Raw genomic sequence first — 21,667 nt, forward strand, 5'->3', positions numbered from 1 at the left:
TTTCAGTGCCCCCCGTGACCGCCGGCGCTCGGTGCAGGCGCAGCGCCTGCAACCGGCTCGATACCCGTGATGATGTACTCACCGGGCTCACCCGCCTCGAAGACGAAACGCACCGGCGAGCCTGGGGCGATGTCCTTCACCAGCGCCGGATCGGCAAGCTTGAAGTCCATGGTCATCGCCGGCCACTGGAGGGCCGGGATCTCGCCATGCGTCATCGTCACGCTGCCGCCTTCGGCGTCGAGCGCATCGAACGTCCCTTGCGCTTCGTAACGGGTCGGGCTCGCTTGAGCCTGATCGCGGGCATCGGGCTCAACCAGGTTGGAGAGTGCCGCCTTGAGCTGGCTCTCCGAGTCGATCAGGAAGTTGGCCGAAACCACCACGCGATCACCCGCAGTCACGCCGTCGAGCACCTCGACCACATCCCGGCCGCGCTGGCCGAGCTTCACTGGCTGCGGCTTGAAGCGGCCTTCCCCGAGCGCAATCAGCACGACCCGCCGTTCGCCATCGTCGATGATCGCCGAGGTGGGCACGGCAACCTTCGGGGTGGCATCGCCCGCCGACAGCGCGACCTGGGCAAACATGCCGGGACGCAGCAGGCCCTCAGGGTTGTCCAGTTCCAGCCGCACGCGCGTGCTGCGCGTGGCGGCGTCCAGCGTCGGATAGAGGTAATCGACCCGCGCCGCGAAGGCGCGACCGGGATAGGCCTCGAGCGTCACCTGCGCGCTCTGGCCGACCTGAACGCGGGCGAGATCCTGTTCATACACATCGGCAATGATCCACACCTTCGACAGGTCCGCGATGCGGAACAGTGCCTCGCCCGGCATGAAGCGTCCGCCTTCGATGGCCTCCTTCTCCAGCACCACGCCGCTCGCCGGGGCGTGGAACACCTGGCGCGCGCCGGCCTGGCCGGCCACCTGCAGGTTGCGCAGGCGCGCACGGGTCGCCTCGGCCAGCCGACGGGCGGATTCGCTCGCCAGCGGATCATGGGCCGCGTTCTGGCTGGCCAGGCGCTCGGCAATGCGCAGTTCCTCGCCGGTGGATTGCAGTTCCGGGCTGTAGGCGGTGAACAGTGGCTGGCCTTTCTTCACCGCATCGCCGACCGCATTCACATGCAGGCGCTCGATCCAGCCCTCGAAGCGCGGTGCCACCACCACCTGCCTGCGCTCGTCGAGCTCAATTCGGCCGCTCGCGCGCACCGTTGCGTCGACCGTGCGCAGTTCGACCAGGGCAGTCTTCACCCCCAGGGTCTGGATGCGCGCGGGGCTGACCACCACTGCGCCACTGTCGTCCGGCTGGTCGTCGGCATAGACGGGGATGTAGTCCATGCCCATCGAATCCTTCTTCGGCACGGGCGAGGTGTCGGGCAGGCCCATCGGGTTGCGGTAGTAGAGGATCTTGCGTTCGCCGTCGGCCGGGGCTGCGCTATCGCTTTGCGCCTGGCTTTCGCTGATCAGCGGAACTGGATTTCCAGCATTTTGCAGGTGCGCAATCCAGTACCCCGCACCTATGGCAATCGCCACGCCCGCAGCGATCGCCGTCATTCGAACGGCTGAGCTCACTTCAGATCCCCTGTCAGTTTCTTGATTTCTGTCAGCGCCAGGCGCGTGTCGAGCTCGGTCTTCAAGCGTTGAGTCCGGATGTCGATGAGCTGGCGCTCGGCTTCGATCACGCTGTCGAAGTCGACCTTGCCGCTGCTGAGCGCGGCCTGACTTGCATCCCGGGTGGCCTGGGCCTGCGGCAGCAGCGTATGTTCGAGCAGGCGCAAGGTCTCGCGGCCCTGCGCGTACATCGACCAGGCGATACCCAGTTCGCCGGATGCGCGCGCCTTGGCATCCTCCCGCCGCGCCTCGGCCGCCATCAGCATGTATTCGGCTTCGCGCTCCTTGGCGCGACGGCTGGACTGTTGCAGCGGGATCATCACCTCGAACATTACGTCCCAGGACGACTTACCTACATCAGGACGGTTGTTGCGCACGCCAACAGCGAAGTCCGGCAAGCGTTCCTGATACGTTCGTTCGCGCTCGGCACGCGCCACATCGATGCCGTAGGTCGCGGCATTCACTTCCGGATTAGCGCTCGCCGCCAACTCAAAAAGGGCGCCCGCCTCCAGCTGCTCGGGCAAGGGGGCTGGATCTGCGGGTGTGGCGAGCGGCGCATCATGCGCCCGGCCGAGCAGGCCGTTGAGCCCCGCTGCCAGCCCCTTGCGCCGCTGTTCGACCTCCACGAGCGCGAGGCGCTGGGCAGTGATTTCGCGCTGCATGCGCAGCACCGCCTGCTGCGGCAGCAGACCCAGCTCGTAACGGGTGAGGCTCAGCGCCTCCAGGCTTTGCAGCAGGGTCAAGCCCTCGCGGTTGAGGACGAGTTCGCGGTCGGCGGCGTAGTAGCGCAACCACAGCGTCTCGATCTTTGCCGCGAGCTCAGCCCAGGAGGTATCGCGCATCGCATCAGCCTGGGTCGCCTGGGCTTCGGCGGCCTTCACCGCCAGCTCGCGCTTACCCCACCCGGGTAGCGGCTGGGTGATGCGGTAGCGGGTCTCGCCCACCTGGCCGGGCAGCAACGACGCCGAGCGCCCGCTCATGGTGTTGGTGGCGTCCATCAGCTCGACCTCGAACGTCGGGTCGGGCAGCGCACCGGCGGGCGTCACGCGCTCCTGCGCTGCGGACGCTTCCGCGCGGGCAGCGGCAAAGCCGGGGTTGCTGTGGCGCGCATATTCAATCAGCGCCTGGGGGCTCGAGCCGAGCGTTGGAGTGTCGGGCGAACCCTGTGTCCAGGCACTGCCACTTCCCAGCGTGAGCGCGACCACCAGTGCAAGCGCTGCAGGACGTAGCAGGTGAGATGAGGGTACTGCGAACGGGGATTTCATCGAGAAACGATTCCGGCAGGCGGTTAAGTGCATGCGCAGGCCCTTCGCCACCCGCCTCGTCGTTCAGCCACTCAGTGGGGCATCCCCACGGCTGGCCGGTCAGAGTGGAACGCGACGCACCTGCGGGATAGGCGTCACTGGGCGGGCTCGAGAGACGTCACGGTCAGCGCACCGCCGACCTTCTCGACCGCGAACCGGATCTTGTCGCCCGCCTTAACCTGATCAAGCATGCCCGGCTCGGCCGCGCGGAACACCATGGTCATCGCCGGCATGCCGAGCGACTCCAGGGGGCCATGGGCAATGGTCAGCTTGCCAGCCGACTTGTCGATCTTCTTGACCGTGCCCTCGGCCAGCTTGGCGTTGGCTTCGGCCGGGGCACTCGCCCCGCCATGATGTGCATCGTGATCGGCCTGTGCGAACGCAAGCGGAGCACCGCCGCCGAGCAAGGCCAAGAGCGCAGTGGTAATCAGGGTCTTTCTCATGATGGGTTTCTCCAAGGGTTGAATTGCTGTGTCAGTTCGAGAGTGAGCACAATTATGCGAAGCACTCCCCGACAGGACGCTGACGCACGGATTACATTTCTGTCAGCCGACCTTGATCGTGCCGATCATGCCGGCCTGGAAGTGGCCGGGGATCAGGCAGGCGAACTGGAAGTCCCCCGCACGGTTGAAGTGCCAGATCATTTCTCCGCGCCCACCTGGCGCGACATGCGACATCCACGGTTCGTCATGTTCCATCTCCGGGAAGCGCTGCATCATCTCCGCGTGCTCGGCAAGCGTCTTGGGCGTACCGACCACCATCTCGTGCATCACCGCGCCTCGATTTTCGTGGGTGAATCGGATCGTCTCGCCCAGACGCACCTCGATGCGGTCCGGAACGAAGCGCATCTCATCGGTCACCACGATGGCGATCGCGCGCGAGACGGCTTTCGCGTCCCCCGCAATCCCCCATTGCTGCTGCTCCTTGGGGGTATCGGACGCTGCTTTGTCGGCATGTTCGGCATTGCCATGGGCGAACGTGCTGCGGTGAACGGCAAGCACACCGGCGGCAAGGCTGGTGGCCAGAAATCGACGACGACTTTTCATGGGAATCTCCTTCTCTGTGGGTTGAATCTTGTTGGTGTTGTCGTGGGGGCTGATTACGAGGCGATCGACTTCAATGCCCCTGATGGCCGGCAGGCTTGCGAACCGTCATCTCGACCGATCGCGCAGGCTCGGTGCGCGGCATGCTCGAGGGTCCGGCTGCAGCACTGCGCGCCGGTTCGGGTAGCGCCGCGCCCGCCCACTCGTAGGCCACCGTCCCCTTCGGGTGCTTGAACCAGCCCGGGTCGCGGTAGTCGCCCCGCTGCTGCTCGCGGCGCACCTTGAGCACGGTGAACATGCCGCCCATCTCGACGGCGCCGAACGGCCCCTGCCCGGTCATCATCGGCAGGGTGTTGTCGGGCAGGGGCATCTCCATCTCGCCCATGTCGGCCATGCCGCGCTCGCCCATCAGCATGTAATCGGGCACCAGCTTCTGGATGCCCTCGACCAGGCCGCGATGGTCGACGCCGATCATGGTCGGCACGTCGTGGCCCATCGCATTCATGGTGTGGTGCGACTTGTGACAGTGCATCGCCCAGTCGCCCTCCTCGTCGGCGATGAACTCGATCTGGCGCATCTGGCCGACGGCGACGTCGGTGGTGACCTCGGGCCAGCGCGACTCCGGCCGCGTCGGCCCGCCGTCGGTGCCGGTAACCTCGAACTCGTGGCCGTGGATGTGGATCGGGTGGTTGGTCATGGTCAGGTTGCCGATGCGCACCCGCACCCGGTCGCCCTTCCTGACATTGAGCGAGTCGATGCCCGGAAAGGCGCGGCTGTTCCAGGTCCACAGGTTGAAGTCGAGCATCGTGTTGATCTTGGGCACGTAGCTGCCGGGCTCGATGTCGTAGGCGTTGAGCAGGAAGCAGAAGTCGCGGTCCACGCCCGCGATGTGCGGGTGCGGCGCGCGCGGATGCGTGACCCACATGCCCATCATGCCCATCGCCATCTGCACCATCTCGTCGGCGTGCGGGTGGTACATGAAGGTGCCGGGGCGGCGGGCGACGAACTCATAGACGAAGGTCTTGCCCGGCGGGATCTGCGGCTGGTTGAGGCCGCCGACCCCGTCCATGCCGTTGGGCAGGCGCTGGCCGTGCCAGTGGATGGTGGTGTGCTCGGGCAGGCGGTTGGTGACGAAGATGCGCACGCGGTCGCCCTCGACGACCTCGATCGTCGGCCCGGGCGACTGGCCGTTGTAGCCCCACAGCCGCGCCACCATGCCGGGGGCGATCTCGCGCTCGACCGGCTCGGCGACGAGGTGGAACTCCTTCACGCCGTTGCGCATGCGCCAGGGGGCGGTCCAGCCGTTCAAGGTGACGACCGGGTCGTAGGGGCGTCCGTCTGGTGGCGACAGTGGGGCCGCCGTTACGGCGCTGGTCTGGATCACGGGCTCGGGCAGCGCCGCGAGCGCGGCGCGGTTGACGGTTCCGGCAGCGGCCAGCAGGCCTGCCCCGGCGAGAAAGCTGCGTCGGGTGGTCATGATCGTCTCCGGATAGGTCAGTGGCCACCACCGGCTTGCGCCGGTGATGCGCTTGATTGAAGGCTGAGCGGCGCGATCGGCTGGCCGAGCAGGCTGGCCTTGAGCCCAGCCTCGGCGCGCCAGAAGTCGCGTTCGGCCTCGATCGCCTGCACCACGCTCGCCGACTGCGCGCGCGCGGCGGCAAGCAGCTCGAACACGCCGATCAGCATCCCGTTGTACTGGAGCACCGACTCTTCGGTGATGTTCTGACGCAGCGGGACCACCTCGTTGCGGTAGTGGCGCGCGAGATCGTATGCACTGCGATAGCCCTCGTAGGCTACCCGGACCTGGGAGCTGGCGTTACTGGCAAGCTCGAGCGTGCGATTGAAGGCCGCGAGATAGCGGGCCTCGCCGCCGGCGCGCGCCGCGTCGCCGAGGTCGAACAGCGGCAAGGGCAGCTCGAGCTCGAAGCCGCGCTGGGTCGATTCGCCGGTCTCGCTGTTGCGCACGCCGGCCACATGCAGGCCATTGACGACGCTGGTGACCCGCGTGAGGCCCAGGCTCTTCGCCGTCCGGTCGAGATCGGTGCGGGCGATGCGCACGTCGAGCCGGTTCTCCAGCAACGCCGCACCGGCGGTGGCTTCGTCCATCGGCGCCTCGGGCAAGGCCGGCAACTGATCGGGCAGACGCAGCGCCTGCGCCTGGCTCGGAGTGAGGCCCAGACGCTGGATCAGGGTTTCGCGTGCGGCGGTGGCGTTCTGGCGGGCGCGGATCAGGTTGGCCGTTTCCTCGGCGGCGAGCGCCTGTTCGCGCGCGCGCTGCAGGCGGCTGAAGTTGCCGGTGGCCTGCATCCGACGGGCGAGCTCGGCAGCGGTCCCGGCGGCCGTGGCCACCTCCTCGCGGTAGCGCGCGACCTGTCGCGCCGCGACCGCATCGACCCAGGCCTGGCGCACTTCAGTGACGGTGCTCAACAGCGCAATCGAGGACTGCAGCCGGGTCTGCTGCTGGCGGAACTCGGCCTGCTCCAGCCGCGCGGGCAGAAACAGCAGGTCGAACAGCGAGATGCCGAGCGAACGGCCGATGTCGAGTTCGCGCCCCTCGGCGCCCGAGCGAAACAACCGCTCGAAGGTGAACACCGGATTGCCGATGCGGGCCGAACCGGTCGCATCCGCCGAGGCCACGGCGGCTTCCGCCAGCAGGGACTGGAACGCCGGGCTGTAGCCCAGCGCGATGCGCACCGCGTCGTCGATCGCCAGCGGCTGTGCGAGCAGGCGATCGACCTCGGCGCGCATCGCCTCGCGCTCAGGGTCCGAGCGCAGCCAGCGCACCTCGCTACCCGTCTGCTCGCGCGCAAAGCGCTCGACCTCAGCGAAGTTCTCATCGATCGCAACGCTGGCGCACCCGGTCAGCACGGTGGCGGCCAGCAAGGATATGGGGAGACTGGCTCTCATCGCTCGCCCCCTTTCGAAGTCGGCGTGAGGTGGCCCATGTGCCCGCCGAGACGTCCAGCCTCGTCGTTGGCATCCTTCCACGACCGCAAGGGCTCATCGACACGGTAGGGCCGATATTCGTTCAGGGGCGAGCGATAGACCGGAAGGGGCTGAGGCTTGGGTTGCTCACTCGCTGGGGCAGTCTGGGTCGCGCCGAGCGCGGGGTCAGCGGGGCTTGATGGCGAGGAGGACTCGGCCTGCGCGCCCGACACGAGCGCCACGGCGACGGCCAATCCTCCACCGAGGTGGATGATTCGTCTCTGCATGGGGAATGTCTCTTTGTTGGTCTTGTGTTGAACCGGACGCAGAGCGACCGACGAACTCGCCGCTCCGCGTCTCAATGCTCAGTTGGGCATCGCCGGCTTGGCGGCCGGGTGCATCTTCATCATGTTCTGCATCATGCCCATGTGCTCTTGCATCATCTTCATGTGCTCCTGCATGAGCTTGGGATCCATCATCATGCCGCCCATGGGTCCAGCCCCGGGTCCAGGGCCACTACCCTTCATCATCGGACCAGCCCCCATCTGCCCCCCCATCATCGGGCAACCAGCGGGGGTGCCCTGCGATGCAGCCTCCAGGGCCTTGACCTGCTCTTCCATCAGGGCCATGCGACGTTCCGGGTTGGTCTCGGCACGGATCGACTTCATACGTTCCTGAAGCGCGGGGACACTCGCTGCGGGCGGCCAGGCCTGCGCCGGATCGGTCGTCTGAGCGACGACCGGGCTGCCATGCAGGGCTGCAGCCAGAGCGACGACGGGCATGAGCCCGGCGAGACGGTACAAACGCAGTTTCATGATCGATCTCCCATTGTTTGCGGGGTTCCGTCGCGGTACGGAACGCTGTGCCACGCAGAGCATCTTGCGCCCGCCTGCCTGTCGTTGGCCTGACCTGGAAATTACATTTCTGTAAGCCCGGGGGTTATCCAGCACCCCGGGCGCAAAATCGGGCACAGTCAGCACGAAGCGCGTAGGAGCGAAACAATGAAAATTCTGATCGTCGAAGACGAAGTGAAGACCGGCGACTACCTCCGCCAGGGGCTCACCGAAGCCGGGTTCGTCGTCGACCTTGCAAGAGATGGCCTCGATGGGCTCCACCTCGCACTCAATGGCGATTACGACCTCATCGTGCTGGATGTGATGCTTCCGTCGCTGGACGGCTGGGGCATCCTGCAAACACTGCGTCGCAGCAGTCGTGAGACCCCCGTGTTGTTCCTGACTGCCCGTGACCAAGTTGAGGATCGGGTCCGTGGTCTTGAGCTTGGCGCCGACGATTACCTGGTCAAGCCCTTCGCGTTTTCCGAGTTTCTCGCGCGGGTCCGCACCCTGCTGCGCAGGGGACGGGGTCATGAACCGGAGATCCTGCGCTCGGCAAACCTGGAACTCGATCTGCTTCGCCGCAGGGTGACGCGATGCGGGCAGCGTATCGATCTGACCGCCAAGGAGTTTGCCCTGCTGGAACTGCTGCTGCGCCGCAAAGGTGAAGTGTTGCCGCGCTCCCTGATCGCTTCGCAGGTGTGGGATATGAACTTCGACAGTGACACCAACGTGATCGAGGTCGCAGTGCGCAGGCTACGGGTGAAAGTCGACGACCCCTTCGAGCCCAAGCTGATCCGCACCGTGCGCGGCATGGGCTACGTGCTCGAAGCGATGGAGCCGAGCTAACGATGATCCGTATTCACTCGCTGACGGCGCGATTGGCAACGCTCTTTGCGGCCCTCACCGCAAGCCTGCTGGTGCTGGTAGCGGTACTGTTTGGCCGCATGCTGGACGCGCATTTCCAGGAGCTAGACCTGCACGAATTGCAGGGCAAGGCCGCACTCATACGCAACGCGCTGCAGGATGACACTGCGACTGGGGGGCGATCGGAACGCATCCAGGCACTCGCTCGCTCTTTCGTTGGACACGAGAGTGTGGGTGTCCTGCTTCGCGACGTCGAGGGACGCGTCATCCACGTTATCCACCCCGAGCACTTCACCGCTGCCCAGCGGGCTGGAGAACGACTTTCGGGCGGGCTGACTGACTGGACGGTCGACGGGCATCCACATCGAGGGGTTGAGGTCAGCATCACGCTACCGCCCCTCGAATCGAGGGACCAGTCGATCGAGGCGCTGGTCGCACTCGATCTGTCGCATCACGTCCATTTCCTCGCGTCGGTGCGAAATGCGACGTGGGCGGGCGTCGTCGTCGCAGCATTGGCGGCGGCGCTCTTCGGCTGGTTTGCTGCGCACCGTGGCCTCGCCCCGCTGCGCCAGGTCACCGAAACCGCCCGCAAGCTGTCTGCACGGCAACTGGCCGAGCGTCTCGCCATCGATGATGCACCGCTGGAGGTACGCGACCACATCGAAGCCTTCAATGGCATGCTCGCCCGGCTCGAGGCTGCTTTCCAGCGCCTCGGTGACTATTCGGCGGACATTGCCCACGAACTGCGTACGCCGATCTCGAACCTGATGACGCAGACCCAGGTGGCGCTGTCGCGGCCACGCACGAATGACGAATATCAGGACATCCTGGCGTCGAACCTCGAGGAATACGAGCGCATCGCACGCATGGTCAGCGACATGTTGTTTCTCGCCAAGGCCGAGGAGAACACCCTCGCGCATGCCGGCGAACCTGTCGACCTTGCCCTCGAGGCGGATGCGCTGATCGATTTCTACGAAGCCTTGGCCGAAGAGGGCCAAGTCCGCATCGTGCGCCAAGGCCAGGCGAGCGTTCAGGGTGATCGCCTGATGCTGCGGCGCGCCTTGTCGAACCTGATTTCGAATGCGCTTCGTCACACACCGAAAGAGGGACAGATCACGATCAGGATCGACGCGGACGCAGCCGGCGTAGGTCTCGCCGTGTGCAATGTCGGCGACCCCATCCCCGCCGATCAGATCGAGCGGATCTTCGAACGCTTCCATCGCGGTAGCGCCCAGCGCGAATCTCGCGGTGAAGGCGCAGGGCTCGGACTTGCGATCACGCGTTCCATCGTCCAGGCCCACGGGGGTCACATCACTGCGCGCTCCGCTGAAGGTGTCACCTGCTTCACGATCACCTTGCCTCGCAATGAAGCCTCATCACCTTCCTGATCCTGCAAAGTCGACCGGGGTCCCGGCTGTCTGACGGAAATGTAATTTTGAGGTCAGCTTCCCGTTGGGCTCAAAGTGCCAAACTATGCCTCGACGCCATCAACCGGAAGACGAACATGAAGACGAAAACTTTGCTCGGCGGGCTCGTGGCAAGCCTGATGATCGTGAGCGGCGCAGCGTTTGCGCAGGGGCCCGTACGCGTTGAGGTCTACAAGAGCGCTTACTGCGGGTGCTGCGGGAAATGGGTCGAGCACCTGAGAAAGAACGGCTTCGATGTCGTGACGAAAGACGTCGATGATGTCCCCGCAGCCCGCAAGGCACTGGGCATGCCGGACCAATACGGCTCGTGTCACACGGCCAAGGTAGGTTCCTATTCCGTCGAGGGGCACGTCCCTGCGGACGACATCCGACGGCTTCTCGCCGAGTCCCCAAAGGCAATCGGACTGGCTACGCCAGGCATGCCGCAGGGGTCGCCCGGCATGGAGACCTCGACCCCGCAACCCTATGAGACGCTTCTGGTCGGGCTTGACGGAAGCGCGAGGGTTTTTGCCCGACACTGACGGCAGAGCTGGTGAGTATCGACTTTATGAGCGCAGTGCCGGCCGATTTACGAACCACGCTGGCCTCAGCTCGCTCTAGGGCTGGTTTCGGATCTCACCGGTCGCTCGAATGACGACTCTGCTACTACCATGTGTGGCAGCAAATGGCCGAATGTGTGAGTTCGAAAGGAACTCCCCTTACCCGCCATTGGCGATCAGGCGGAGGTCGCTCTGAGTCCCTGCGGCGGCCTACCAGCCGCCCGCTCCCACCCCCAAGGACATGGCATGGTGGAACAACATCACGCACATGAGAATTGCAGCACCAAGGCATTGCCTCTGTCGTTCCGAATCATCCTTGTCCTCGCCCGTGGCCCTCGGGCGTCACGGATGCGCCTTCGTCACCGTTGCCGGGGCTCCGGTATCCGTAAGTGCGACCGCCGTCAGCATTACCGAAAGCGCTGTTGAGACCACGGCCGACGTCGCTGCCGCTGGCGTGGATGCAGTCGTCGGCGTGGATGCAGTCGTCGGCGTGGATGCAGTCGTCGGCGAAGGTGATGAAGAAGACATGGATGACGAAGGCTGAGTCTCCGAGGAACTCTCAAGTCTCGGATGGCTGCAAACGCTCCACTACCACAGCCAACTCTCGCTTCACTGCCTCTTCGACTGGCACCAGCACCTTTCCCGAAAACATTGACGCAAGCTCGCTGTAGTACCAGAGCGAGAACCCCTCCCTCCTTTTATGCGCACCCAGACCGCATCTCCGATTCCCGTAAGATCGAGCAGGATCGCCTGCAAGTTGGCGAGCTTGTCGCAGGAGGAAACGAGGATCCCCGCCTCCCCTTTAACTTCCTCGGATACTCAAGATAGCTATCCTTTCGCACACGCCAGGGGCTCTTCTGCCCCTGGACGTCTGGTACGCTATCGATGCAAAACTGAGCCCGCGCGAACGCCCTCTCGGCGAACACTGCGCGGAGCAGCTCAGACCACTCCTGCACCATCCTTGAGCACATTGTGCATCAGAGCTGCGACCACCTGATCCTCGGTGCCGCCGAAGCGCTGCACCAGGGTGACCACGGTCACTGGATGGGTGAGAGTAAGGCGAAGCGCCACTTCGACCGAATTCTCGGCACCCTTGCGGATCTGGCCAGCGGCAGCCTGGCTGGCCATCGCCAACGCGAAGGCCAACGCCAACGCCACATCGAATGTCAACTCCGTGCCATGGTTCCTCGGATCCCACGGCGTCAATGGCTCACTACGACAGGCGTTGAGGTCGCCACAGGCTCGCGGCAGCCCTCACCCGTGGCCCTCGAACCGCAGGCTCCTTGCCGTTCTCCAGAAACTGTACAAAAATACACTTTCAAGAGGAGAACATCATGAAGACCGCCCCTCCCTCGCACCAGACCTGCCCGTTCTGCCACACCCCTGTCGCCCTGGCACGCTATGAGTTCGCCTTTGACGGCCAACACACCTGGCGCATCTGCCCGGAGTGCGATCACACCCTGTTGATGACAGATGATGAGGCCTGCATGACGGCATCGAGCCTCAAACTGACCGCTATAGTCCAGGGCGCCCATGAGGCCAACGCAGCCGAACCGCTTCACGCCTGATCGCCCGGGAAGGCCAATGGCAGAAGCGCGCCGCTTTGCCCTCGTGGACTGCAACAATTTCTACGCCTCATGCGAGAAGCTGTTCGCACCGACGCTGGCCGGAAGGCCAGTGGTAGTGCTCTCTAACAACGACGGCTGCGTCGTTGCGCGGTCAGCCGAGGCAAAGGCGATCGGGATTGCGATGGGCGTACCTTGGTTCAAGATCGCGGCGACCGCCGAATCGCAAGGGGTGGTCGCTCTGTCCTCGAACTATGCGCTGTATGCGGACATGAGCAACCGGGTCGTGGAGGTTTTGAGTGCCTTCACGCCGGACCTCGAGGTCTACAGCATCGACGAGTCCTTCCTCGATCTGAGCGGATTCCGGCACCTTGATCTCGTGACCTACGCGTGCCAGATCCGCAAACGCGTCGCGCGCTGGGTCGGGTTGCCGGTGTGCGTGGGGATCGGGCCAACGAAAACCTTGGCAAAGCTCGCTAATCACTTCGCAAAGAAGCGCCCTTCTTTTGAAGGCGTGTGCGATCTCATGTCGCTCGACGAACCCACACTGGCGCACCTTTTCTCGGAAACCCCGGTCGACGAGGTCTGGGGTGTGGGCCGCCGAATCGCAACTCGGTTGTCCGAGATGGGAATCGAAACAGTGGAAGCATTACGCCGATCCGATCCAGTCTGGATCCGTGAGCAGTTCTCCGTAGTCTTGTCCCGTACCGTGCGAGAACTGAACGGCGCCTCTTGTCTGTCGCTCGAGGCGGTCACGCCACCGAAGCAGCAGATCATGGCCAGCCGATCGTTCGGCAGCCTGGTGTTCGATGTTGAGGACCTTCGTGAAGCCCTCGCTCATCACGTCAGCCGTGCCGCCGAAAAGCTCCGCTTCCAAGGCGACGAGGCCGGAGCCCTGACGGTGATGATCCGTACCAATGCCTTCAAACCCGCCGAACCTCAATACCAGCGAACGGTCACCCTGCCCCTTGCCACCCCGACAAGCGACACCCTGCACCTGATCGCAGTGGCTCACCGGATTCTGGACGACATATTCCGACCTGGGTTCGCTTACCACAAAGCCGGGATCATGCTGTCCGAACTTCGACCCACAACGGCGCAGCAGGCCAACCTGTTCGGTCTCCCGCCCCAGGATGCACGCCGACAGGCTGCCATGCTGGCGATGGATGAGATCAACCGGAAATGGGGACGCGGGACGGTAAGAGCATCTGCCGCCGGCCACCGGGCCGGATGGCAAATGCGGCGCGATCGACTTTCTCCCGCTTACACCACCTCCTGGAGCGACCTACCGACCGCCCTGGCCCTCTAAAACGGCTAGCCCGGAAGGCGTCCCTACACTGGCACCCGAGAACAAAGAAGAATGATGTTCGTGAGTCCCTCCCCTATCGACGAAGAGTTCCTCTTGGCCGCGCTCGACTCTCCGGCGATGTTCATCCCGATCGGGGCAACGCCTGTTTCCGCAGGTTTTCCATCACCGGCAGAGGACTACGCGCAGAAGCGTCTGGACATCAACGAGTACCTCGTGCGCAACCCTGTTTCGACCTTCTTCTTCACCGTCAAAGGCGATTCGATGGAAGAAGCAGACATTTTCGAGGGTGATATTCTCGTCGTTGATCGAAGCATTGAACCCGCACACGGTCACCTCGTGGTGGCTTTTGTGAACGGCGAGCGGCTCGTAAAGAGGCTTTCAATAAGGGATGACCATGTGATGCTTCTGGCCGGAAATCCAAAATACCCACCTTTAACGTTGAAGGAGGGAAACGAGCTGGAAGTCTGGGGAGTCGTCATTGGAAAATTCAAGCGCCTCCCGACTTAAGAAAAGACGTGTTAATCTCTCGCTTGACTCCTTAAACGGAGTAACCCTTTCCAGATTCACCACGAGAGAATAATGACGTCCCTTCAAGAACTCCTTGCTCAAAAAGAAGCCCTCGAACAACAGATCGCTCAGATCAAGAAAGCTGAGCGCGCGGATGCCCTACAGAATGCCCGCAGCCTGATTGGTACCTTCGACCTTACGGTGGACGAGCTTTTCGGCAAGCAGAAGTCCAGTGTAAAGGCAGTGGCAGTCAAGTACCGTAACCCGGAAACGGGCGAAACTTGGACCGGTCGTGGGCGCGCTCCGCGTTGGCTCGAGGGCAAGAACCGCGAGGATTTTGCAGTCTGAAGAAGCAAATGAAGCTCCCAGGCTGGCTGCGTTCGCCTGAAGGACGGCCGGTGCACTCACTATTGAGTGCACCGGCCGTTTTTCTATGTGCGTACCGTCTGATTCAGAAGTCCGCACCAGCCGTACGATACAGCGCTTTCAAAACGGCACGCATCTCCTGCGGCAAGAAGCGCCACCCCTGATGGGCGACTTCGTCAGGGATCCCGAACATCGCCTCCGCCACCCCACCGGCAATGGCGGCCACGGTGTCGCTGTCACCGCCAATCGAAATCGCATTCCGAATCGCGTCCTCGTAACTCGTTGCAGTGAGCGCGCAGACCAGCGCCTGCGGTACGGTTTCCTGGCAGGTTTCGTTGAAGCGGTAATCCGGCCGGATGTCGTCGGGCGTCCGGTCGAGGTCGTAACCGTAGCGCTCGACAATCGCATAGCGGATGTTGGCGGGCGTGACACGCTGGCGGGCGAGGAAGACCGCGAGCGCCGTCGCTTCAGCACCCTTGAGCCCTTCCGGGTGATCGTGGGTAACTTCGGTGACCTTACGCGCCATCGAAATTGCCTCATCGACGCTGCTCGCTAGCAGCCCCGCCGGCGCCACGCGCATCGCGGCGCCGTTTCCGAAGCTGCCATACGGGTCGAGCTCATCGGAGGCCAACCACATCGCAAAGCGCTGTCCCCAACCGCCGTTGTCCCAGTAGCGCCGGCCCCAATCCTTAAGGGCCTGCGCCGGATGGCGATTGTTCACCAGCGCATCGGCCACCGCGACCGTGCAGATGGTGTCATCGGTATAGAACGCGTTCGGATGAAAGAAGGGTTCGAAGACCTTCGAGCGGTGGTTACGGAACTCGTACACCGAACCGACGATGTCCCCGATGATGGCGCCGAGCATCTATTGCTCCGTTCTGGGTGTGGTGCGGCGACAGTACAGCGCACCAGGCTCAGGGAGTGAGCCCATCGTCCACGTTCCACTCCTCGAGAAAGCGTTCGACGAAGGACGCCATGAACTGGTGGCGCTCCTCCGCGAGTACGCGCCCCGTCGCGGTGTTCATGCGGTCCTTCAGCAGAAAGAGCTTTTCATAGAAGTGATTGACGCTGGTCCCCGTCGCGGCCTTGTAGGCATCAGCGGTCGCATGCAGGACAGGCGGCACCTCGGGGTCGTACATCAGGCGTCCCGCATGGCCGCCGTATGCGAAACAGCGGGCGATACCGATCGCTCCGATCGCATCGAGCCGGTCGGCATCCTGGACGCACTGCCCCTCGAGCGTTCGCATGGGCTGCCGGACCCCTGCGCCTTTGAACGAGATCGTCGCCACGATCTCGACGACCGGCTCAACGAGGTCGCTCCCGGCGCCTTCCTCGCGCAGCAGCCGCTCTGCCTCGCGTGGCCCGATGGCGTCGTCACCGCCGTGGAACTTCCAGTCGGCAATGTCATGGACGAGCGCGGCCAACTCGACCACGTCGAGCCTTGCCCCCTCGGCCACCGCGATCTTCCGGGCCAGGCGCCAGACACGGTGGATGTGGTGCCAGTCATGGCCCGAGGCCTCCTCGGCGAACCGGGACTGGATGCGGGCGGCGACACGCTGCACCAGGTTGTCGGCATCCAGCCGCACCCCATCGCCCGCCGCGACGGCAGTGTTGGGATCAGAGTTTGTAGGCAACCTTCCCCTCCGCGATCGTCACCTGACCGCGCTGCTGAAGTTCGGCAAGCAGCTTCTTCAGGTTGGCGTCGGAGATCGGTTGGTTCGTACGCTGCTTGATCAGGGCCTGGATCGTCGTCATCAGGGTCGCCTCCTTGCGCGGTCGCGAGTTGCCGCGCTTGCGAAGGTCCGCGAGGACGAGCGCAAGCCGCTCCTGATGTGTGTCCCGGGTCGGCGCGGCCGCTGCAGGCGCGGTGACGGCGACAGCGGGCGGCTTCACGACCGGTGGGGTCGGGTTTTCGCCCTCAGCCAGCGGAAGCGCACCTGGTGCGGGATCGGACTCGCGCGGCCGGGGGCAGCGGAAGTCGCCGCGCTGATTCAGCACGATCTGCAGCTTCTCCTTGATCGACTTCGATCCGAGCAGGCTGTTGAGGGTACGGCAGCAGGCGACACAGTTGTCCTCGCTGTTCGTGCCCCCGTTGGCGCTGGCCACCAGATGCTCGATCGAGGCCTCACCACGAGGTAAGGGCTGCCGGCAGAAGAAACACTGGCCGCCCTGCATGAAGAGAAGCCGATCGAGGTGTGGGGTGCTCATGCGCGGATTCTATGAGCGGCTTGCATCCCGCATCAATTCAAGAAAGACATGCGATGTGAGAGATTGCCTGACGCGCCGTCGCCCCCTACCCCTTCACGCACACCACCTGCTTCAATCTATGCAGGATCTCGGTCAGGTCGCGCTGGTTGGCCATCACTTCGTCGATGTCCTTGTACGCACCGGGAATCTCATCGACCACGCCCTTGTCCTTGCGGCAGATCACCCCTTCGGTCTGGCGTGCGAGATCGGCCTCGGTGAAGCGTTTGGTCGCCGCCGTGCGGCTCATGCGCCGGCCGGCGCCGTGCGCACTGGAACAGAAACTCTCCACGTTGCCCTTGCCGCGCACGATGTAGCTGCGCGCGCCCATGCTGCCGGGGACGATGCCGAGTTCCCCCTGCCCCGCCCGGATCGCGCCCTTGCGCGTCACCCAGACATCGGCGCCGTAGTGGTGCTCGCGGGCGACATAGTTGTGGTGGCAGTTCACCACCTCGGTCGTGACCGTAAACGGCGGCAGGTGGCGCGCCAGCCCCGCGAGCACCAGATCGAGCATCGCCTGGCGGTTGGCCATCGCATACTCCTGCGCCCAATGCACCGCCTCGACGTAATCGGCGAAGTGCTCGCTGCCCTCGGCAAAGTAGGCCAGGTCGCGATCGGGCAGGTCGATCATGTGGCGCGCCGTGTCCTTTCTCGCCAGCTCGATGAAGTACGTCGCGATGGCGTTACCGATGCCACGGCTGCCCGAGTGCAGCATCACCCAGACTTGCTCGTGCTCGTCCAGGCAGACCTCGATGAAGTGGTTGCCACCGCCGAGCGTGCCCATCTGGTTCGCCCACTTGGAGAACTTGCCGAAGGCCTTGAGCAGTTGCGGGTGGCGCTCGGTCAGGGCCTTGAGGCCGGCCTCGAAGGGGCGCACCGCGTCGACCAGTACGCGACCGTCCGCATGCTGGTCTCGACCGACCGGCACGTCGCGGCTGATCTGGTCGAACACCTTCTTCAGCCGCTTCTCGTCGATGTCGTTGGCGGTGAGCGACAGCCGCGCGGCGACCATGCCGCAGCCGATGTCGACACCCACCGCCGCCGGGATGATGGCCCGGTGGGTGGCGATGACCGAGCCGATCGTCGCGCCGATGCCCAGGTGCACGTCGGGCATCGCGGCGACATGGTGGTGGATGAAGGGCAGGCTCGCGATGTTGGCAAGCTGTGCCTTCGAGCCCTCGTCGATGTCGTCGGTCCAGATCCTGACCGGTACGGCGCTGCCGTCGAGGACGGTCTTCACGGGCATGGCTGCTCCCTTACGTTTCCCTGCCTCTATCCAACGCCGACACCCGACTGTTCGAGGGCCGACGCCCCGTCCTGGAGCGCAAAGACGCAGTCGGGCCAGCGCTCTGCCCGCAGCGTGCTTACAAACACCTGCAGGCGAGCAAGGATCGACTCGGCCGCAGGATCATGTTGCATGACCTTCAGTGCAACACCCGGTGCCACGCGTTGTGCCAAGGCCCTGAGGCGACCCAGGGTACCCGTGTCCGACAGCAGAGCTTCGTGCAGATCGCGCTGCGCCATCGCCTGAACGAAGCAGGCGACGACCCGGGCCTCGCCCTCCCCGTCAGCCAGCACGAACTCGAGCCAGTCGAGCACCGCCGCACCGACACCGATTCGGCGCAACTCGCCATAGCCTTGCGGCCATTCGGCCTGCGGGTGGCTGCGCAGCCACTGTGTCAGCCCAAGCGGAGTGAGACCTGTGTAATGCGGTTCGGCACACCAGTAACGCGGATCGTCCCGGGGTGGCTGCCCGGCGTCCTGGTTCGCGCTTCGGCGCAGGAAAGCCGGGATGTCATAGGTCCCAGCCTTGTTGGGCGTATCGCCGTGATCCGCACGTCGACCCGAGCGCAGGACCACGGGTGCATCGAAGGGATCGTCGAAGTCGAGATACGCACCGCTTGCCGCAGCCGGCGAGCCGTAGTGCTCGGGCGCCTCACTCACGGTGAGCGGCGCCATGCAGGGGTCGATGCAGAAATCGAGACTGCCGAGCCCGCCAAAGCCGGCAGGCAGCATCGAGGGCACCTTCACGAGATCGGGCATGTCCGCCGGCTTGTCGCCTTCGGCTCGCGTCTCGACGAGCAGGAAATGCGTCAGCGGGCTGACCAGCTGATACGCGACGGCCAGTTCCAGCGCCTGACGCGATTGGGCGCCCTCGGTCGCGAGCAGGGTTTCGATCTGCGCGGCCACGGCCATCCGGCTGAGCGCCGAATCATGCTCGGCAGCCGTCAGGCAGGCCTCACCCAGCGATTCGGGCGCCACGGCGTGCGGGCGCGTCCCGACCAGACGCACCGTCCCATCCGGCACCTGCGCAAAGCGTGCCCACACGGTCACCGCGTCACCATCGAACACCGAGCCGGGTAGCGCGCTCATCCACACAGGCTTCACACCGGCCGGCCACGCGAGCTCCAAGGACGCCATGCGCTGCGAGCGCAGGCGTGCAAACATGCGCAGGACGGCCGGCTCCACGGCCTCTCCGGGTGCGACGAAGTCGCAGGCCCCGCCGGTCTCCTCGGCCAGGCGGCGCAGCACACCCTCGGCAGGGGCGCTGCCGATACCGACGACGAACACCCGGTGACCCAGCGCGCGCGCCTTCGCCACCGTTCGGTCGATGGCGTGGATCTGGCCATCGGTGATGAGGAGCAGATCGACCGGCGCGGCACCTTCGCCAGCGCCGGGGCTCGCCTCTGCGTCTCCGGCCAGGGCCAGGGTGGAATCCAGCGCCTTCTCCATCTCGGTCCCACCCAGATCCGCCTGCAAGCCTGCCGCCCAGCGCTGCCCGACCAGCCGGGTCGCGGGGCTCGTGCGCCAAAGCGCGCGCGAGCGATGCTCGACCGTGCTGCCAAAGCGCGACAGCGAGAAGCGCTCGCCCTCGCGCAGGCAGGCGATGATGGCCTGCAGCGCACGGCGCGCAGCGGCGATGCTGTCGCCCTGCATCGAGCCGGAGCAATCCACGAGGATCTTGACCGCGAGCGGATGGGCCGCCGCCGGCACACGCGGGCAGAAGCTCGCCAGCACATTCACCGCGCCCTCATCGAGGGTGTCGTGCGCGCACACGGCAAGCGAATCCTGCGCAACCTCGTCGAGCACCAGGATGAAGTCGCGATCGAGTGCCCCGCCGCGACCGAGCGATACGAGCATCGCCGCCGTCTCCCCCTCTCCTTCGAGCCGCATCGACAACGGATGGCTCGGCGAGCCGATGCGCGCCCGCGCGAGCTCGCCTTCGATGCGCAAGGTGAGCTCGAACGGATAGACGGCCATCAGGTCGTGCTCGACCAGCTGATGTGGCTTCAGGCCGGCATCGGCCACCGGGTCGCCGTAGCGCGGGGCGATCACCGTGGGCACCACCAGGCGCAGGCCATGCTGCTCGAACTGCAGCACCTGGGCGTAACGCAGCCGTACCACACAGGTCTCCCCGGGTGCGAGGTTGCCCAGGTTCAGCGTGTAGCTGCCATCGACGTTCTGCTCGAGCAGGATGGCGGTGTTGCCCTCGGCCAGCGCGTCCTCGTAGCCCTGCTCGGCCTGCCTCTTCTCGATGACCGCACCGGACAGGCGGCGCTCGCCGATCCGCACCTCCACCCCGAGGAGCACCGCCGCCCAGGGCAGCGGGAAGCTGTAGACGAGCTCGACATGGCGCTCGAAGGGGTTGGCAAAGCGCTGTTCGAGATCCGCTTCGAAGAGCGTGCCGCGCAAGGTGCCGGTGAACCGCACGCCCTGCAGCGTCAGTGCCTCACCCGCCCTCGTCTCGAGTCGTGCCGATTGTTGCTGCATCATCGTTCTCCCGCCTGTCGGTCGTTCTTGTCCATGTTGTTCGCAGCAGCGCTCTGCGACACCGCCCCGCCTTGCCCCTGCACCGCCTCGAAGGCGGCCATCACGCCCTGGATGAACTGGCGCACCGCCTCGGGACTCAGCCCCGCCCGCTGCGGATCGATCACCACCTCGATGCCCTCGGCCACCGTCAGATGGCTGCATACCGATACGCTGCCGATGGCGCGTTCGCGAGGCGGCACCGGCGGCGGGCCACCGTGGAGCAACTCGCGGATGCGCTCGAGGGACACCCCTGCCGCCGTCCACTTCTTGATCAGCAGGAGCTGCTCGAGGTGCTTGCTCCCGTAACGGGCCGCCCGGGTCTCGCCCTGCGGGCGGTCGACCAGGCCGATCTGCACGTAGTAACGCACCGTGCGGGGCGGCAAGTCGGCCAGGACGCAGAGATCGGCGAGCGGGTAGCTCGGCGCGGGGTTGTCGGGCGTAAGTGTGCGAGCCGTATTCATGCAGTCATTTTATACACCTTTGATGGTTTTATACAACTACGAGAACGGACCGACGGACGCTTGATATCCTGTCGTCCGGATCGAGGAGCGGAACCCTCTGACCTCCCCTACGCACGAAGCTAAGTGAACGACACTCGAGCACCCCTGACGAAAAACGATGAGCAACCCTGATCAAGCCACCCGCAGACTCGGACGGCGCATGGGCTTCCTGGCGACCCTGGCTTTCCTCGGATTCGGCTGGGTGACGTTCGATGGCGCGATCACGAAGCGCGAGGACCCCAACCACGCGCTGACCGTCGCGCCCGGCGTCGACGAGTGGGTGCTCCGCCGCAATCGCAGCGGGCATTACTTCTCGCCCGGGCTCATCAATGGTCAGCCTGTGCGCTTCCTGCTCGATACGGGCGCGACGCACACCTCTGTCCCGGCGCACCTCGCCCAACCCCTCAGCCTGCGCCCAGGCGCCCCATCGATGGTCTCAACGGCCAACGGAACGGTGACGGTTCGCGCAACCAGAATCGACGCCCTGGATATCGGGCCATTTCGCTTCGCGGGCGTGCCGGCGCATCTGAACCCCGGGATGCGCGATGATGATGTGCTGCTCGGCATGAGCGTGCTCAAGCACCTCGAGTTCACTCAGCGCGGTGATGTGCTCGTGCTCAGAAAACCCGCTGGGTAGTCCTTCCAGGTTTCGACGCCACCCCTGCTGCGTTCAGCGGGCCGGGGGCGTGGTTGTACGTTGATGGTGTCGGCGCGCGTCTAAAACTACCCAGCGGTGCGCATTGAATTTTACCCAGGCACTTTAGCTGCTCGTCATGGAGCAGGCGATGTTCAGTGTAGTCGAGTTACTGACCGCGAGTGTGCGCAGAGAA

Annotated in this window: 24 protein-coding genes; 9 read left to right on the forward strand and 15 right to left on the reverse strand. The window is 64.8% G+C overall.

What is annotated here, in order from left to right:
- Nucleotides 1-2: 2 nt before the first annotated feature.
- From P7F68_RS11935 to P7F68_RS11970, 8 genes are all read right to left on the reverse strand, one after another.
- Entirely contained in the window at nucleotides 3-1,541 is a 1,539-nt protein-coding gene (locus tag P7F68_RS11935) for an efflux RND transporter periplasmic adaptor subunit (protein WP_277833348.1), read from the reverse strand.
- 14 nt (nucleotides 1,542-1,555) lie between these two features.
- A complete protein-coding gene (locus tag P7F68_RS11940; RefSeq protein ID WP_277833350.1) occupies nucleotides 1,556-2,863 on the reverse strand; it encodes a TolC family protein in 1,308 nt (435 codons plus the stop codon).
- A gap of 134 nt (nucleotides 2,864-2,997) precedes the next feature.
- Nucleotides 2,998-3,345, reverse strand: coding sequence for a copper-binding protein (locus tag P7F68_RS11945; protein ID WP_277833352.1), 348 nt, complete (start codon nucleotides 3,343-3,345; stop codon nucleotides 2,998-3,000).
- Nucleotides 3,346-3,447: 102 nt separating this feature from the next.
- Nucleotides 3,448-3,948 (reverse strand): cupredoxin domain-containing protein, encoded by a 501-nt coding sequence (locus P7F68_RS11950; RefSeq protein ID WP_277833354.1) that lies wholly within the window; start codon nucleotides 3,946-3,948, stop codon nucleotides 3,448-3,450.
- Between the two features lie 70 nt (nucleotides 3,949-4,018).
- Nucleotides 4,019-5,422, reverse strand: coding sequence for a multicopper oxidase family protein (locus P7F68_RS11955; protein WP_075146732.1), 1,404 nt, complete (start codon nucleotides 5,420-5,422; stop codon nucleotides 4,019-4,021).
- 17 nt (nucleotides 5,423-5,439) lie between these two features.
- Complete coding sequence (locus tag P7F68_RS11960) at nucleotides 5,440-6,852, reverse strand: TolC family protein (RefSeq protein WP_075146731.1); 1,413 nt, start codon at nucleotides 6,850-6,852, stop codon at nucleotides 5,440-5,442.
- Entirely contained in the window at nucleotides 6,849-7,157 is a 309-nt protein-coding gene (locus tag P7F68_RS11965; RefSeq protein ID WP_108080557.1) for a hydrolase, read from the reverse strand. The genes P7F68_RS11960 and P7F68_RS11965 overlap by 4 nt, the downstream gene beginning before the upstream one ends.
- Before the next feature lie 78 nt (nucleotides 7,158-7,235).
- Nucleotides 7,236-7,685 (reverse strand): hypothetical protein, encoded by a 450-nt coding sequence (locus P7F68_RS11970; RefSeq protein ID WP_002943433.1) that lies wholly within the window; start codon nucleotides 7,683-7,685, stop codon nucleotides 7,236-7,238.
- A gap of 186 nt (nucleotides 7,686-7,871) precedes the next feature.
- On the opposite strand from P7F68_RS11970, the gene P7F68_RS11975 reads away from it, so the two are divergent.
- From P7F68_RS11975 to P7F68_RS11990, 4 genes are all read left to right on the forward strand, one after another.
- Entirely contained in the window at nucleotides 7,872-8,552 is a 681-nt protein-coding gene (locus tag P7F68_RS11975; RefSeq protein ID WP_141020261.1) for a heavy metal response regulator transcription factor, read from the forward strand.
- 2 nt (nucleotides 8,553-8,554) lie between these two features.
- Nucleotides 8,555-9,958: a heavy metal sensor histidine kinase gene (locus tag P7F68_RS11980; protein WP_043742053.1), complete on the forward strand. Its 1,404-nt coding sequence runs from the start codon at nucleotides 8,555-8,557 to the stop codon at nucleotides 9,956-9,958.
- A gap of 116 nt (nucleotides 9,959-10,074) precedes the next feature.
- Nucleotides 10,075-10,518, forward strand: coding sequence for a DUF411 domain-containing protein (locus tag P7F68_RS11985; RefSeq protein WP_002943438.1), 444 nt, complete (start codon nucleotides 10,075-10,077; stop codon nucleotides 10,516-10,518).
- A 334-nt stretch (nucleotides 10,519-10,852) separates the two neighbouring features.
- Nucleotides 10,853-11,080 carry a hypothetical protein gene (locus tag P7F68_RS11990; protein WP_002930978.1) on the forward strand — a complete coding sequence of 76 codons (228 nt, stop codon included), beginning with the start codon at nucleotides 10,853-10,855 and terminating at the stop codon, nucleotides 11,078-11,080.
- A gap of 395 nt (nucleotides 11,081-11,475) precedes the next feature.
- On the opposite strand, the gene P7F68_RS11995 is transcribed toward P7F68_RS11990, so the two are convergent.
- Nucleotides 11,476-11,706 carry an HD domain-containing protein gene (locus P7F68_RS11995; protein WP_002930977.1) on the reverse strand — a complete coding sequence of 77 codons (231 nt, stop codon included), beginning with the start codon at nucleotides 11,704-11,706 and terminating at the stop codon, nucleotides 11,476-11,478.
- A gap of 164 nt (nucleotides 11,707-11,870) precedes the next feature.
- Here P7F68_RS11995 and P7F68_RS12000 point away from each other — a divergent pair, with 164 nt between their 5' ends.
- The 4 genes from P7F68_RS12000 (at nucleotide 11,871) to P7F68_RS12015 (ending at nucleotide 14,265) form a co-directional block, all read left to right on the forward strand.
- Nucleotides 11,871-12,104, forward strand: a complete 234-nt coding sequence (locus tag P7F68_RS12000) for a hypothetical protein (RefSeq protein WP_002930976.1) — start codon at nucleotides 11,871-11,873, stop codon at nucleotides 12,102-12,104.
- Nucleotides 12,105-12,120: 16 nt separating this feature from the next.
- Nucleotides 12,121-13,410, forward strand: a complete 1,290-nt coding sequence (locus P7F68_RS12005; RefSeq protein WP_002930975.1) for a Y-family DNA polymerase — start codon at nucleotides 12,121-12,123, stop codon at nucleotides 13,408-13,410.
- A 51-nt stretch (nucleotides 13,411-13,461) separates the two neighbouring features.
- Nucleotides 13,462-13,917 (forward strand): LexA family protein, encoded by a 456-nt coding sequence (locus tag P7F68_RS12010; protein WP_002930973.1) that lies wholly within the window; start codon nucleotides 13,462-13,464, stop codon nucleotides 13,915-13,917.
- A 72-nt stretch (nucleotides 13,918-13,989) separates the two neighbouring features.
- Nucleotides 13,990-14,265: an H-NS histone family protein gene (locus P7F68_RS12015; protein WP_002930971.1), complete on the forward strand. Its 276-nt coding sequence runs from the start codon at nucleotides 13,990-13,992 to the stop codon at nucleotides 14,263-14,265.
- A gap of 103 nt (nucleotides 14,266-14,368) precedes the next feature.
- On the opposite strand, the gene P7F68_RS12020 is transcribed toward P7F68_RS12015, so the two are convergent.
- From P7F68_RS12020 to P7F68_RS12045, 6 genes are all read right to left on the reverse strand, one after another.
- Nucleotides 14,369-15,148, reverse strand: coding sequence for an ADP-ribosylglycohydrolase family protein (locus tag P7F68_RS12020; protein WP_002930965.1), 780 nt, complete (start codon nucleotides 15,146-15,148; stop codon nucleotides 14,369-14,371).
- A 49-nt stretch (nucleotides 15,149-15,197) separates the two neighbouring features.
- Entirely contained in the window at nucleotides 15,198-15,869 is a 672-nt protein-coding gene (locus tag P7F68_RS12025) for an HD domain-containing protein (protein WP_277833385.1), read from the reverse strand.
- A 31-nt stretch (nucleotides 15,870-15,900) separates the two neighbouring features.
- Complete coding sequence (locus tag P7F68_RS12030; protein ID WP_157354571.1) at nucleotides 15,901-16,458, reverse strand: HNH endonuclease; 558 nt, start codon at nucleotides 16,456-16,458, stop codon at nucleotides 15,901-15,903.
- A gap of 118 nt (nucleotides 16,459-16,576) precedes the next feature.
- Nucleotides 16,577-17,773, reverse strand: coding sequence for an RtcB family protein (locus P7F68_RS12035; protein WP_277833390.1), 1,197 nt, complete (start codon nucleotides 17,771-17,773; stop codon nucleotides 16,577-16,579).
- Between the two features lie 26 nt (nucleotides 17,774-17,799).
- Nucleotides 17,800-20,301: a VIT and vWA domain-containing protein gene (locus tag P7F68_RS12040; RefSeq protein WP_277833392.1), complete on the reverse strand. Its 2,502-nt coding sequence runs from the start codon at nucleotides 20,299-20,301 to the stop codon at nucleotides 17,800-17,802.
- The gene (locus tag P7F68_RS12045; protein WP_277833394.1) at nucleotides 20,298-20,798 is read right to left on the reverse strand and encodes a helix-turn-helix domain-containing protein; all 501 of its coding nucleotides are present in this window, start codon (nucleotides 20,796-20,798) and stop codon (nucleotides 20,298-20,300) included. The genes P7F68_RS12040 and P7F68_RS12045 overlap by 4 nt, the downstream gene beginning before the upstream one ends.
- Nucleotides 20,799-20,997: 199 nt before the next feature.
- Between P7F68_RS12045 and P7F68_RS12050 the strand changes: the two genes are divergently transcribed.
- Nucleotides 20,998-21,474, forward strand: a complete 477-nt coding sequence (locus P7F68_RS12050) for a retropepsin-like aspartic protease family protein (protein WP_277833396.1) — start codon at nucleotides 20,998-21,000, stop codon at nucleotides 21,472-21,474.
- The last annotated feature ends 193 nt before the right edge of the window (nucleotides 21,475-21,667 follow it).

The sequence above is a fragment of the Thauera mechernichensis genome, from assembly GCF_029588855.1.
Taxonomy (GTDB): Bacteria; Pseudomonadota; Gammaproteobacteria; order Burkholderiales; family Rhodocyclaceae; genus Thauera; species Thauera mechernichensis.